Annotated in this window: 13 protein-coding genes; 9 read left to right on the top strand and 4 right to left on the bottom strand. The window is 65.2% G+C overall.

Going from position 1 to position 13,224, the window contains the following annotated elements:
- The first annotated feature begins 46 nt into the window (after positions 1-46).
- From C8J42_RS14895 to C8J42_RS14880, 4 genes are all read left to right on the top strand, one after another.
- Positions 47-1,384 (top strand): dicarboxylate/amino acid:cation symporter, encoded by a 1,338-nt coding sequence (locus C8J42_RS14895; protein WP_243644483.1) that lies wholly within the window; start codon positions 47-49, stop codon positions 1,382-1,384.
- A gap of 51 nt (positions 1,385-1,435) precedes the next feature.
- On the top strand, positions 1,436-2,965 hold the full coding sequence (locus C8J42_RS14890) for an alginate export family protein (protein ID WP_243644462.1): 1,530 nt from the start codon (positions 1,436-1,438) through the stop codon (positions 2,963-2,965).
- A gap of 267 nt (positions 2,966-3,232) precedes the next feature.
- Complete coding sequence (locus C8J42_RS14885; protein WP_133020721.1) at positions 3,233-4,429, top strand: acyl-CoA dehydrogenase family protein; 1,197 nt, start codon at positions 3,233-3,235, stop codon at positions 4,427-4,429.
- A gap of 4 nt (positions 4,430-4,433) precedes the next feature.
- Positions 4,434-5,516, top strand: coding sequence for an acyl-CoA dehydrogenase (locus tag C8J42_RS14880; protein WP_133020669.1), 1,083 nt, complete (start codon positions 4,434-4,436; stop codon positions 5,514-5,516).
- An 80-nt stretch (positions 5,517-5,596) separates the two neighbouring features.
- Here C8J42_RS14880 and C8J42_RS14875 read toward each other — a convergent pair whose 3' ends face one another.
- A complete protein-coding gene (locus tag C8J42_RS14875) occupies positions 5,597-5,989 on the bottom strand; it encodes a hypothetical protein (protein WP_243644460.1) in 393 nt (130 codons plus the stop codon).
- Between the two features lie 53 nt (positions 5,990-6,042).
- On the bottom strand, positions 6,043-6,960 hold the full coding sequence (locus tag C8J42_RS14870; protein ID WP_133020668.1) for a LysR family transcriptional regulator: 918 nt from the start codon (positions 6,958-6,960) through the stop codon (positions 6,043-6,045).
- 106 nt (positions 6,961-7,066) lie between these two features.
- Between C8J42_RS14870 and C8J42_RS14865 the strand changes: the two genes are divergently transcribed.
- Complete coding sequence (locus tag C8J42_RS14865; protein ID WP_133020667.1) at positions 7,067-8,593, top strand: CoA-acylating methylmalonate-semialdehyde dehydrogenase; 1,527 nt, start codon at positions 7,067-7,069, stop codon at positions 8,591-8,593.
- A gap of 87 nt (positions 8,594-8,680) precedes the next feature.
- Here the strand turns inward: C8J42_RS14865 and C8J42_RS14860 are convergent, their stop codons facing one another.
- Positions 8,681-8,842 carry a hypothetical protein gene (locus tag C8J42_RS14860; protein ID WP_347812414.1) on the bottom strand — a complete coding sequence of 54 codons (162 nt, stop codon included), beginning with the start codon at positions 8,840-8,842 and terminating at the stop codon, positions 8,681-8,683.
- Between the two features lie 6 nt (positions 8,843-8,848).
- On the bottom strand, positions 8,849-8,926 hold the full coding sequence (locus C8J42_RS20685; RefSeq protein ID WP_347812415.1) for a hypothetical protein: 78 nt from the start codon (positions 8,924-8,926) through the stop codon (positions 8,849-8,851).
- 189 nt (positions 8,927-9,115) lie between these two features.
- Here C8J42_RS20685 and C8J42_RS14855 point away from each other — a divergent pair, with 189 nt between their 5' ends.
- From C8J42_RS14855 to mmsB, 4 genes are all read left to right on the top strand, one after another.
- Entirely contained in the window at positions 9,116-10,273 is a 1,158-nt protein-coding gene (locus C8J42_RS14855; RefSeq protein WP_133020666.1) for an acyl-CoA dehydrogenase family protein, read from the top strand.
- A gap of 68 nt (positions 10,274-10,341) precedes the next feature.
- The gene (locus tag C8J42_RS14850; protein ID WP_133020665.1) at positions 10,342-11,385 is read left to right on the top strand and encodes an enoyl-CoA hydratase/isomerase family protein; all 1,044 of its coding nucleotides are present in this window, start codon (positions 10,342-10,344) and stop codon (positions 11,383-11,385) included.
- A 59-nt stretch (positions 11,386-11,444) separates the two neighbouring features.
- Positions 11,445-12,221, top strand: coding sequence for an enoyl-CoA hydratase (locus tag C8J42_RS14845; RefSeq protein WP_133020664.1), 777 nt, complete (start codon positions 11,445-11,447; stop codon positions 12,219-12,221).
- A gap of 132 nt (positions 12,222-12,353) precedes the next feature.
- Positions 12,354-13,223: a 3-hydroxyisobutyrate dehydrogenase gene (mmsB, locus tag C8J42_RS14840; protein ID WP_133020663.1), complete on the top strand. Its 870-nt coding sequence runs from the start codon at positions 12,354-12,356 to the stop codon at positions 13,221-13,223.
- Position 13,224 lies beyond the last annotated feature (1 nt).

Below are 13,224 nucleotides of genomic sequence, written 5' to 3'. Positions count from 1 at the left end.
AACGCTCCATGTCAGCGGGCGAGGTTTTCAGGAGGCGATGTTGACCATTCCATCCCAGACATATGGCGTCGCGGAAACGCCCCGGCGCAAGCGCTGGACCGGGCAGTTATACCTGCAGGTCCTGATCGCGATCGCGCTCGGCGCGGCGCTCGGGCATTTCTATCCGGCGTACGGCGCGGCGCTGAAGCCGCTCGGCGATGCGTTCATCAAGCTGGTGAAGATGATCATCGCACCGGTGATCTTCCTGACGCTCGTTACCGGCATCGCCGGGATGAAGGAACTCGGCTCGGTCGGCCGCGTCGCGGGCAAGGCGTTCGCCTACTTCCTGTTCTTCTCGACGCTCGCGCTGATCGTCGGCCTGATCGTCGCCAACGTCGTCCAGCCGGGTGCGGGGATGAACATCGACGCCGCCACGCTCGATACCAAGGGCATCGCCGACTACACCGTGAAGGCGCATGAGACGACGATCACCGGGTTCCTGATGAGCATCATCCCGGACACGATGGTCAGCGCGTTCACCGAAGGCAATATCCTCCAGATCCTGCTCGTCGCGATCCTGTTCGGCATCTCGCTGAGCCTGGTCGGCGAGCCTGCCAAGCCGGTGCTGAACTTCCTCGAACGCCTCAGCCTGATCGTCTTCAAGCTGGTCGGCATCCTAATGCGCGCAGCCCCGCTCGGCGCGTTCGGCGCGATCGCGTTCACGATCGGCAAGTACGGGATCGGCAGCCTTGCCAATCTCGGTGCGCTGGTCGCGACCTTCTATCTGACCGCGGCGCTGTTCGTGATCGTCATCCTCGGCACCGTCGCTCGGCTCACGGGCTTCTCGATCTTCAAGCTGATCAAGTATCTGAAGGCCGAATTGCTGCTGGTGCTCGGTACGTCCTCGTCGGAAGCCGCACTGCCGAACCTGATCCAGAAGATGGAAGCGGCAGGCTGCGAGAAGTCGGTCGTCGGGCTGGTCGTGCCGACCGGCTATTCGTTCAACCTCGACGGCACCAACATCTACATGACGCTGGCGGCGCTGTTCATTGCGCAGGCGACCAATACGCATCTGACGCTCGGGCAGGAACTGTTGCTGCTGGTCGTCGCGATGATCTCTTCGAAGGGCGCGGCGGGCGTCACCGGCGCGGGCTTCATTACCCTGGCCGCGACGCTGTCGATCGTGCCGACGGTGCCGATCGCGGGCATGGCGCTGATCCTTGGCGTCGACCGCTTCATGAGCGAGTGCCGCAGCCTGACCAACTTCATCGGCAACGCGGTCGCGACGATCGTCGTGGCCCGCTGGGAAGGCGCTCTCGACCGCGACAAGCTGAACGCCGCGTTGTCGGGGAAGCTTCCCGAGTTCGTGCCGGCGGCGATCCCCGCCGCGGCTCCCGCCCACTGACGCTTACGGGACCGGCGTGTCCGGTCCCGCGTCCTGTACCGGATATTCGATATGACCCCGATCACGATCCGCCGCATGGCGTATGCGGCCAGCTTTGCCGCGTCGACTCTTCCGACCCTGGCGATGGCGCAGACGTCGCCTGCACCTGCTCCTGCAACGAAGGCCAATCCCGGCGCCAAGGACGTGTCCAGCACCGCCGAAGCGTCGCCGATCGCGGAGAGCTATCCCGATGCCGCGATCGGCGACGGCGTCACGGCGGGCGGGTACAACCAGTCGCGCTGGGCGGAGGATTGGTCGAAGCTGCGCGATCCGGCCAAGCGCAAGGACATCGTCGACCAGCTGAAGTTCATTTCCCTCGCTGGCGATGGCGACGTCTATCTGACGCTGTCGGGCGAGGCGCGGTTGCGCGTCAACCAGACCACTAACCCCAATCTGCGCGACTCGGAAGCGCAGCGGCAGGACATTCTCCGCCTGTTCGGCGGTGCCGACCTGCATGTCGGGGAACACCTTCGGTTCTATGGCGAACTCGCGCATGGTACGCTGGAGGGACGGAATCTGGGAACGGCGCTGCCGAACCTGCGCAACAAGCTGGCGGTGCAGCAGGCGTTCGTCGACCTGACCGGGACGGTCGCCGATGTCGATGTCGGCGTCCGCTATGGCCGCCAGACGTTCGCCGACGGTCCGAACCTGCTGGTCGTGCCGCGCGACAACAACACGCTGTTCTTCGGCTTCAACGGCTTCCGCGCCTGGGCGCGCACCGCCGGAGTCCGCGCCGACGTGTTCGACTTCAAGCCGACCGCCTACGGCAATGGCGGTACCCAGGACGACAACGCCGAGAGCGCACGGCGGTTCTCGGGCATTTCGACGGGGATCGTCGTGCCGGAGACGCTGTTCGGTGGGTCGAAGCTGTACGTCGATCCGTTCCTCTGGCGGCTGCGCAACCGCGGGCAGGTCTGGGGCACCACGACCGCGCGCGAAGAGCGTAGTTTCTATGGTCTGCACATCTGGGGCGATGCCGGGCCGGTGAACCTCGACTGGACGATCAATTACCAGGGCGGCCGCTACGACGACCGCTCGATCAAGGCGTGGCTGGTGCTGTTGGCACAGACCTACAAGCTCGGCGACAAGAAGAACGCGCCCCGCGTCGGCTTCCATGCCGATTACGCGAGTGGTGGCGGTGCCTATGGCAACGGTACGCTGCGCACCGCGCTCGCGCCGTTCGGCAACAACATTTACTACAGCTATCAGCTGTTCGCGACGCCGACCAATCTGGTCGCGTTGGCGCCGAACGTGACGTTCAGCGTGTTCGACAAGCTACGGCTGACCGCGGAATATCAACGCTCGTGGCGCGATACGACGAGCGATGCAGTGTACCGCGCGAACGGCACCGCGTTTGCGGGCACGCAGAATTTCGGGGGGAAGAAGATCGCCGATACGCTGCGGTTCCAGGCGGTGTACCCGTTCACCTCGCGGCTGTCCTTCACCGGGCGGTACGAACATCTGATCGCGGGGCCTGCGCTGACGAATGCGGGGTACAAGAACTCCGACTTCCTCGCTGGCTGGATCAGCTACCGGTTCTGACGCTTTACTGATCCTCCCCCGTAAGGGGGAGGTGGCGCCGTAGGCGACGGAGGGGGAGGACACGGAACAGAGGTTCTCCTTACCTCCCCCTCCGTCTGGCAAGCGCCAGCCACCTCCCCCTAGCGGGGGAGGATTAGGAGGGCGGCGATACCGTTCGGAATAACCTGGGTCGCACTACTAACAAATTCCATCGCATCGACCATACCGGTCCTTCAATTCCACGATCGACTGTGGCACACAGGCTCCAACATCAGGAGTCACATGGCCATGGATCTCAGCTTCACGCCCGAGGAAGAGTCGTTCCGCGAGGAAGTTCGCGCGTTCTTTCGCGACAAACTCCCAGCGCGTCTTTCTACGCTGGTCCGCGAAGGCAAGCGGCTGCGCAAGTCGGACATGGAGGAATGGCACGCGATCCTCAACGAACGCGGTTGGCTGGCGAACCATTGGCCCGAGCAATGGGGCGGTCCGGGCTGGAGCGTGATCCAGCGGTTCATCTTCGACAATGAATCCGCACTCGCGCACGCCCCCCGCGTCGTGCCGTTCGGCGTCAACATGCTCGGCCCGGTGCTCATCAAATACGGCTCCGAAGAGCAGAAGAAGCAGTGGTTGCCGCGGATTCTCGACGGCTCGGACTGGTGGTGCCAGGGGTATTCGGAGCCGGGTGCCGGCTCCGATCTCGCCGGCCTGAAGACGACTGCCGTCCGGAAGGGCGACGTCTATGTCGTCAACGGCCAGAAGACCTGGACGACGCTCGGCCAGCATGCCGACATGATCTTCTGCCTCGTACGCACCGACGCGACGGCTAAGAAGCAGGAGGGCATCTCGTTCCTGCTGATCGACATGAAGTCGCCCGGCATCGAAGTCCGCCCGATCACGCTGATCGACGGCGAGCAGGAGGTGAACGAGGTGTTCTTCACCGATGTCGAGGTGCCCGTCGCCAACCTCGTCGGCGAAGAGAATATGGGCTGGACCTACGCAAAGTATCTGCTGACCTACGAGCGCACCAACATCGCCGGCGTCGGCTTCTCGATCGCGTCGTTCGAGCGGCTGAAGGAAGTCGCGCAGATGCAGAAGAAGGGTGGGCGCTCGCTGGTGGATGATCCGCTGTTTGCGGCTAGGATGGCGCGGGTCGAGATCGATCTGGCCAACATGCAGACGACCAATCTCCGCGTGCTCGCGGCGGTCGCGGGCGGCGGTGCGCCCGGTGCGGAGAGTTCGATGCTAAAGATCAAGGGCACCGAAATCCGCCAGGAGATCACCTCGCTCACCCGTCGTGCGTACGGCTCCTACGCGGCGCCCTACATACCCGAAGCTCTGGAGGCCGGGTGGAACGGCGAGGATGTCGGCCCGGAGGACGCGGCGATGGCGGCGCCGAGCTATTTCAACAACCGCAAACTGTCGATCTTCGGCGGGTCGAACGAGATCCAGAAGAACATCATCTCCAAAGCCATTCTGGGTCTGTGATACCATGAACTTCGAACACACCGACGACCGCCGCATGCTGGCCGACACGCTCGTGCGGGCGTTGCGCGACGGCTATCCGATCGAGACGCGTAATGCGGGCGCGTATGGCGAGGCGGGGTATGACCCGGCGGTCTGGCAGCAGTTGACCGAACTCGGCATCGTCTCCGCGCTGTTCGACGAGGCGGCGGGCGGCTTCGGTGGCAGCGGGTTCGACATCATGGTGGTGTTCGAGGCGCTTGGCCGCGCACTGGTGGTCGAGCCGTTCCTCGGTGCGCTGATGGCCGGGCGGGCGCTGGCGAAGGCTGGCGGGCATGACGAGACGCTCGCTGCAATCGTGTCCGGCGAGACGATCGCTGCGTTCGCGCACGAGGATGGCGCGACGCCCGTGACCGCGACGAAGAGTGGCGATGGCTGGACGCTCAGAGGGACGAAGGCGGTCGTGTCCCAGGCGGGTGCGGCATCGGTGTTCGTCGTCACGGTCGAGCAGGATGGCGATCCGCTCGTGTTCCTCGTGCCGGCGGATACGGCGGGAGTATCGGTCCGCAGCTTCAACGTCGTCGAGGGTGGTGCGGCCGGGGACGTGACATTCGAGAATGTCACGCTTGGCGCAAAGGCGCGCGTGGGTGGCGAAGGGCAGGGGCAGGCGATCGTCGATGCGGCGGTTGGGGCGGGGTTGCTCGCGCTGTCGGCCGAAGCGGTCGGTGCGATGGAGTTCGTCAAGGAAGCGACGCTCGGTTACCTCCGCGACCGGAAGCAGTTCGGCGTGCCGATCGGCAAGTTTCAGGCGCTCCAGCACCGCATGGCGACGGTTCTCTTGGAGATCGAGCAGGCGCATTCCGCGGTTATCAACGCCGCGTCGGCATTCGACGGTGGTGATGCTAAGGCGCGCGACCGGGCGCTGGCGGCGGCGAAATATACGATCGGGCGGACTGGCGCACTGGTCGCGGAGGAGATGATCCAGCTTCATGGCGGGATCGGCATGACGTGGGAATACGCCGTGTCGCATTATGCGAAGCGGCTGGTGATGATCGACCACCAGTTGGGTGATGAGGATTATCACCTGCAACGATACATCGCGCTGGGCTGAACAGGGCCTATTGGCTGGCTGGAACAGACCAAGCCAGCCCGCCCACAACGCGCTCCCCTCCCTGGAAGGGAGGGGGCAGATTAGCGCTCAGGCTCGACGGGAACGCTTTCCACCGGGACAACAGCATCCGACCCGGTCTCCACCGCACCCGCCTTGACCGTGGCTCGTTGCGCGATCATCGGCCGCAACCGCACGCCTACGCAGATCACCGTCGGCCACAGCAGCGTGTTGACGATGTCCAGCGAGGTATCCTCCCAGCGCCAGGACCCGAAGTTCAGCCGGTCCATGATCTCGTTGAACGACTCGCCGGCGACGACCACCCACCACGGAATGAACGTCCCGAACGACCGCCGCGTGATCAGCCGGGCGATCATCAACAGTGCCATGCCGGCATGGATGTGGAGGATGATATCGGGCAGGCCGGTGCCATCGCCGATCGCGTCGATCATCTGGTGATAGAGTTTGGGGATCAACGCGCTGCTCCGGGCCCGGCGATGCTGCCATGCAACATCGATCTATACGGGCGTCATTCGGGGGCGGCAATCGGCGCCGAGGGCACGCCCAGCATCAGCGGCTTCAGCGCGCCGATGGTCGCGTCCAGCCAGGCGATGAACCGGTCGATCCGCGCGATCCGGCGAACGTCGCGGTGGACGACGAGCCAGAACGAGCGCTGAATATCGACGGCGTCGGGCAGCACCCGCACTAGCCCCGGCATGCCGTCGCCGATGAAGCACGGCAGGATCCCGCACCCCGCGCCCGCGGCGATAAGCTCGGCCTGCGCGACGATGCTCGAACTGCGGATCGACGCATCCAGGCGCCCGTCGATCTCCGCGAGATAGCGGAGTTCGGGCGCGTAGATCATGTCCGGTACGTAGCCGATCAGCCGGTGCCGCATCAGGTCCGCGGTGGTCGCGATCGGCCCCGCCCGCGCGAGGTGATCGGGATGCGCGTAGAGGCCAAGGTGATAGTCGGTGAGTTTTCGCGCCACCAATGGGCCGCTCTTCGGTCGCGCGAGCATTACCGCGATATCCGCCTCTCGCCGCGACGGGTTGAGGAACCCCGTCGACGCAATCAGGTCCACCGCGATCCGCGGATGCTGGTTGGTGAACGACGCGAGGCGCGGTGCGAGGATGCGGCTGCCGAAGCCTTCCGAGACGCTCAACCGGATCGGCCCGGCGAGCACGCCTGCGTCGTTGCCGACGACTTCCTGAATACCGAGCGCTGACGCCTCCATCGTCTCGGCATGGTCGAGCAGCGCCGCGCCGCGTTCGGTCAGCGCGTATCCGGCGACGGTCTGTTCGAACAACGTCGTCTGGAGTCGCCGCTCCAGTCGCTGGAGTCGCCGCGACACCGTCGTCGCGTCCTGTCCCAGCAGTTTTGCAGCTGGCCCAAGCCGGTGCGTGCGCGCCAGAGCGAGGAAATACCGGACGTCGTCCCAATCCATGAACGCCTCACCCTATGCTGCATATTCGCAGAGCGATTCTGCAAACAACCCCGCTTGGCTGCGAAACGCTTATGCCCGACGGTGCGTGCAACAAGAAGAGGATGCCATGCGGACGATCGAGAATTTCGTGAGCGGTGCGGCCAGCACGGCCGAGCGCTTCGGCGACGTGTTCGACCCGAATTCGGGCGAGGTGCAGGCGCGCGTGCGGCTGTCGGGTGCGACCGATCTGGACCGTGCGGTCGCCGCGGCGCAGAAGGCGCAGCCGGGCTGGGCTGCGACTAACCCTCAACGGCGTGCTCGCGTGATGTTCGAGTTCAAGCGGCTCGTCGAGGCGAACATGGACGAACTCGCGCGGCTGCTGTCGTCCGAGCACGGCAAGGTGATCGCGGATTCGAAGGGCGACATCCAGCGCGGGCTGGAGGTGATCGAGTTCTGCTGCGGCATCCCGCACATCCTCAAGGGCGAATACACGCAGGGCGCCGGGCCGGGGATCGACGTGTATTCGATGCGCCAGCCGCTCGGTATCGGCGCGGGCATCACGCCGTTCAACTTCCCGGCTATGATCCCGTTGTGGATGTCGGGCGTCGCGATCGCCACGGGCAATGCGTTCATCCTCAAGCCCAGCGAGCGCGATCCGTCGGTGCCGGTGCGGCTCGGCGAATTGTTCGTCGAGGCGGGGCTGCCCGAGGGCATCTTCCAGGTCGTCCACGGCGACAAGGAAATGGTCGATGCGATCCTCGATCACCCGGCGATCTCGGCGGTGAGCTTCGTCGGATCGTCCGACATCGCGCATTACGTGTACCGTCGCGGCGTCGAGGCGGGCAAGCGCGTCCAGGCGATGGGTGGTGCGAAGAACCACGGCATCGTCATGCCCGACGCCGACCTCGACCAGGTCGTCGCGGACCTGTCAGGCGCGGCGTTCGGGAGCGCGGGCGAGCGCTGCATGGCGCTGCCGGTGGTGGTGCCGGTCGGCGAGAAGACCGCGATCGCGTTGCGTGAGAAGTTGATCCCGGCGATCGCTGCTTTGCGGGTTGGCGTGTCGACCGACAACGATGCGCATTACGGGCCGGTGGTGAATGCGGCGCATCGCACCCGGATCGAGAACTGGATCCAAACCGGCGTCGACGAAGGCGCTGAACTGGTCGTGGATGGGCGCGGGTTTGCATTGCAGGGGCATGAGAAGGGCTTCTTCATCGGGCCTTCGCTGTTCGATCACGTCACGACGGAGATGTCGGCGTACAAGGAGGAGATCTTCGGACCCGTCCTCCAGGTCGTCCGTGCCGCCGATTTCGAGGAGGCGGTGCGCCTGCCGAGCGAGCATCAATACGGCAACGGCGTCGCGATCTTCACGCGCAACGGCCACGCGGCGCGCGAGTTCGCGGCGCGGGTGAACGTTGGGATGGTCGGCATCAATGTGCCGATTCCGGTGCCGGTCGCGTATCACACCTTCGGTGGCTGGAAGCGCTCGGCGTTCGGCGACACCAACCAGCACGGCATGGAGGGCGTGAAGTTCTGGACCAAGGTGAAGACGATCACGCAGCGTTGGCCGGACGGGTCTGCGCTGCCGGCGATGGCCGAGGATGGTGGGCCTACGCGCAATAACGACGCGTTCGTTATCCCGACGATGGGGTGATTGGGTGGGCTATCGTTCTTCCGTCATCCTGACGAACGTCAGGACCCAGAGCCACGAGCGTAGGTGCTTGCGGCTCTGGGTCCCGGGTCAAGCCCGGGATGACGGCTGGGGGAGCGGATCGAAGCCCCAATTCTCTGCCAGATCGCGCCAAGTCGGGTTGTCGGCTTCGATCAATTCGATCTTCCAGGCGCGGCGCCAGTTCTTCAACTGCTTCTCGCGAGCTATGACCTCCTCCATCGTGTCCGCCATCGCGAATCAAACGAGCCGTTTGACGCCGTATATTCGCGTAAAGCCGCCAAAGGATCCGGCACGATGCTGAACGATCCGCGCCATCAGGTTGGACGTGACGCCGATGTACAGCGTCCCGTTGCGCCAGCTGGCCAGATGTAGACAGCCGGTTGCCGATCCACGTCATTTCCCCCAATCGTCATCCTGACGCACGTCAGGACCCAGAGCCACGAACACCGGCGTCCGTGACACTGGGTACCGGGTCAAGCCCGGCATGACGGAGATAGGACCACGATGAACCAGTTCACCTCAAACCAGTTCGACCTTACCGACGACCAGCGCGAGATCCAGGACCTCGCGCGCCGCTTTACCGCTGACCGGATCACCCCGCACGCGGCCGAGTGGGACGAGAAGCACATCTTCCCGCGCGAGACGATCAAGGCGGCGGCCGAACTCGGCTTCGCGGCGATCTACGTCAGCGAGGAGAGCGGCGGGATCGCGCTCGGGCGGCTGGAGGCGGCGCTGATCATGGAGGCTATGTCGTACGGGTGCCCTTCGACCAGCGCGTTCATCAGCATTCATAACATGGCGGCGTGGATGATCGACCGGTTCGGATCGGTCGCGGTGAAGGACAAGTATTTACCCGATCTTGTGACGATGGATCGGCTCGCGAGCTATTGCCTGACCGAGCCGGGGTCGGGTTCCGATGCGGCGGCGTTGAAGACGCGCGCGGTGCGTAACGGCGACGACTGGATCGTGACGGGTTCGAAGCAGTTCATCTCGGGCGCGGGCGAGAACGAGGTGTACGTGACGATGGTCCGTACCGGTGAGGACGGGCCCAAGGGCATCTCGTGCCTCGTGATCGAGAAGGACATGCTGGGCGTGTCGTTCGGCGCGAACGAGAAGAAGCTCGGCTGGCATTCGCAACCGACGCGACAGGTGATCTTCGATGGCGTCCGCGTGCCGGGGGCGAACATGGTCGGGGGCGAGGGCGAGGGCTTTCGGATCGCGATGATGGGCTTGGACGGCGGGCGGTTGAACATCGGCGCGTGCTCGCTCGGAGGCGCGCAGCGGTGTCTCGACGAGGCGATCGCGTATACCAAGGACCGCAAGCAGTTCGGAAAGGCAATCGCGGATTTCCAGAACACGCAGTTCATGCTGGCCGACATGGCTACCGAACTGGAGGCGGCGCGGGCGCTGCTGTACATGGCGGCGGCGAAGGTGACGGCGAACGCGCCCGACAAGACCAAGTTCGCGGCGATGGCGAAGCGGCTTGCGACCGACACGGGCTCGTCGGTGGTCGACCGCGCGTTGCAGTTGCATGGCGGGTACGGGTATCTGCAGGACTATCCGATCGAGCGCTTCTGGCGCGACCTGCGCGTGCATTCGATCCTTGAGGGCACGAACCAGGTCATGCGTATGATCGTTGGTCGCGAGTTGACGCGGCAATAGCATGTTCTCCCGCGAAGGCGGGAGTCCAGTCTGGGCTCCCGCCTTCGCGGGAGAACAAGGAAGAGCGAATGACCAAAGACCTGATCACCACTGTTGAAGGCCCGATCGGCCGTATTCGTCTCAATCGGCCCAAGGCATTGCACGCGCTGAACTTGGCGATGTGCGAAGGCGTGCTTGAGGCGCTGGAGGCGTGGCGTGGCGATGCGGCGGTCGAGGTGATCGTGGTCGATCATGCCGAGGGGCGTGGGTTTTGCGCGGGCGGCGATATCCGCATGCTGGCGGCCTCGGGCGCGACTGACGGGGTCGAGGCGCGGGCGTTTTTTCATGCCGAGTACCGGATGAACCACCGGCTGTTCACCTGTGCCAAGCCGATCGTAGCCTTCATGGACGGGATCACGATGGGCGGCGGCGTCGGTCTTGCGCTGCCGTGCCGATTCCGGGTGGCGACCGAGAATACCAAGTTCGCGATGCCGGAGACGGGGATCGGGCTGTTTCCCGACGTGGGGGGCGGCTGGTATCTGTCGCGGTTGCCGGGGCGGATCGGGCAGTATCTCGCGCTGACCGGGCACCGGCTCGACGGCGCGGAGTGTCTCGCGCTCGGGTTGGCGACGCATTTTCTGGCGAGCGATACGCTCGATACGGCCAAGGCGGGGATCGCGGAGACACCACAGGATATCGCGGGCGTGTTGGACGGATTGGCCTCGTCGGCACCCGACGCGAAGATCTTGGCTCGCAAGGACGAGATCGACCGGCTTTTCGCGTCGGACGTGCTCGAGGAGATCTATGCCGCGCTCGAAGCCGATGGCGGGGAATGGGCGGCTCAGACGCTCGCGACGCTGAAGACCAAGTCGCCGCAGATGATGAAGGTGTCGCTACGGCTGCTCCACGAGGGGGCGGCGATGGCGAGTTTCGCGGACGAGATGCGGCAGGAATACGCTGTCGGTGCGCATGTCGTGCAGCGGCATGACTTTATCGAGGGCGTGCGGGCGGTGATCGTCGACAAGGACAATGCGCCGCGCTGGGATCCGGCGACGCCCGAGGATGTGACCGATCATGTGATCGACCAGATCTTCGCGCCGTTGCCTGAAGCGGAAGCGTGGACGCCGGGCTGAATGACAGAAAGCACGTCATCCCAGCGGAAGCTGGGGTGACGAAATTGGAAGGGTTTGGAATGGCCGAATACGAAACGATCCTGGTCGAGCAGCGCGGTGGCGTCACGCTCGTCACGCTGAACCGGCCGCAGGCGCTTAACGCGCTCAATTCGCAGGTGCTGGCCGACCTGATCGCCGCGTTTGCCGCGTTCGATGCGGATCCTTCGCAGGGTTGCGCGGTGCTGACCGGCTCGGCCAAGGCGTTCGCGGCCGGCGCTGACATCAAGGAGATGCAGTCGCAGGGCTTTGCCGAGATGTACGCGAGCAACTTCTTCGCGGGCTGGGAGAATTTCACGCGGACGCGGAAACCCGTGATCGCGGCGGTCGCGGGCTATGCGCTCGGTGGCGGGTGTGAGCTGGCGATGATGTGCGACTTCATCCTCGCTGCCGATACCGCCAAGTTCGGCCAGCCCGAGATCAGGCTCGCGGTGTCGCCCGGCATGGGCGGATCGCAGCGGCTCACGCGCGCGGTCGGCAAGGCCAAGGCTATGGAGATGTGCCTGACCGGTCGTATGATGGACGCCGCCGAAGCCGAGCGCGCGGGCCTCGTCTCGCGGATCGTGCCGGCGGACGATCTGGTCGAGGAGGCGGTGAAGACGGCGACCACGATCGCCGCGATGGCGCCGCTGGCGGTGCTGGCGAACAAGGAAATGGTCAACGCGGCGTTCGAGACCGGGCTCGCGATGGGCGTCCAGTTCGAGCGGCGGCTGTTCCATGGGCTGTTCGGCACCGCGGACCAGAGCGAGGGGATGGCAGCGTTCGTCGAGAAGCGCGCCGGGACCTGGACGGGGAAATGATCACAATTCCCTTCCCGCTTGCGGGAGGGGTCAGGGGAGGGGCCTGCCGCGACCACGCGCGACGTGTTTGCGGCACTGCCCTCCCCCAACCCCTCCCGTGAACGGGAGGGGAGCAAGATTAGGAGAGAGAACATGGCACGGATCGGTTTCATCGGGCTCGGCAACATGGGCGGCGGCATGGCGGCGAACCTTGCCAAGAAGGGCCACGACGTTCGCGCGTTCGATCTGAGCGTCGACGCTCTCGACAAGGCGAAGGCCGCCGGATGCCTGCCGGTCGCGTCCGCCGCCGCGGCGGCCGACGGTGCCGAGGCGATCGTGACGATGCTCCCGGCCGGCAAGCATGTCGCGGAGGTCTATGACGCGCTGTTCGCGGTCGCGTCGCCGTCCGCCATCCTGATCGACTGCTCGACGATTGACGTCGCCACCGCCAAGGAAGTCGCCGCGGCTGCGCAGGCGAAGGGCCTTGTCGCGGTCGACGCGCCCGTCTCGGGTGGGATCGGTGCGGCGAATGCGGGCACGCTGACCTTCATGGTCGGTGGCTCGGCGGAGGCGTTCGATCGGGCGCAGGCGATCCTCGCGGACATGGGCAAGGCGGTCATCCATGCCGGCGCGAACGGCGCGGGGCAGGCGGCGAAGATCTGCAACAACATGATCCTCGGCGCGACGATGATCGCGACCTGCGAGGCTTTCGTGCTGGCGGAGAAGCTCGGGCTCGATGCGCAGGCGTTCTACGACATCGCGAGCGTGTCGTCGGGGCAGAGCTGGTCGATGACGACGTACGCCCCGATGGCTGGGATCGGTCCCGATACGCCCGCCGATCATGACTATCAGGGCGGCTTCGCGGCGGCGCTGATGCTCAAGGACTTGCGGCTCGCAATGGCGGCGGCAAAGGATACTGGTGCCGATACGCCGATGGGCGCGAAGGCTGCCGAACGTTACGAAGCGTTTGCCGAGGCCGGGCAGGGTAGCCTCGACTTCTCTGCGATCATCCGCACGCTCTGAC

The organism is Sphingomonas sp. PP-CE-1A-559 (genome assembly GCF_004340965.1).
GTDB lineage: Bacteria > Pseudomonadota > Alphaproteobacteria > Sphingomonadales > Sphingomonadaceae > Sphingomonas.
This window is presented reverse-complemented; position numbering and strand designations above follow the sequence as displayed.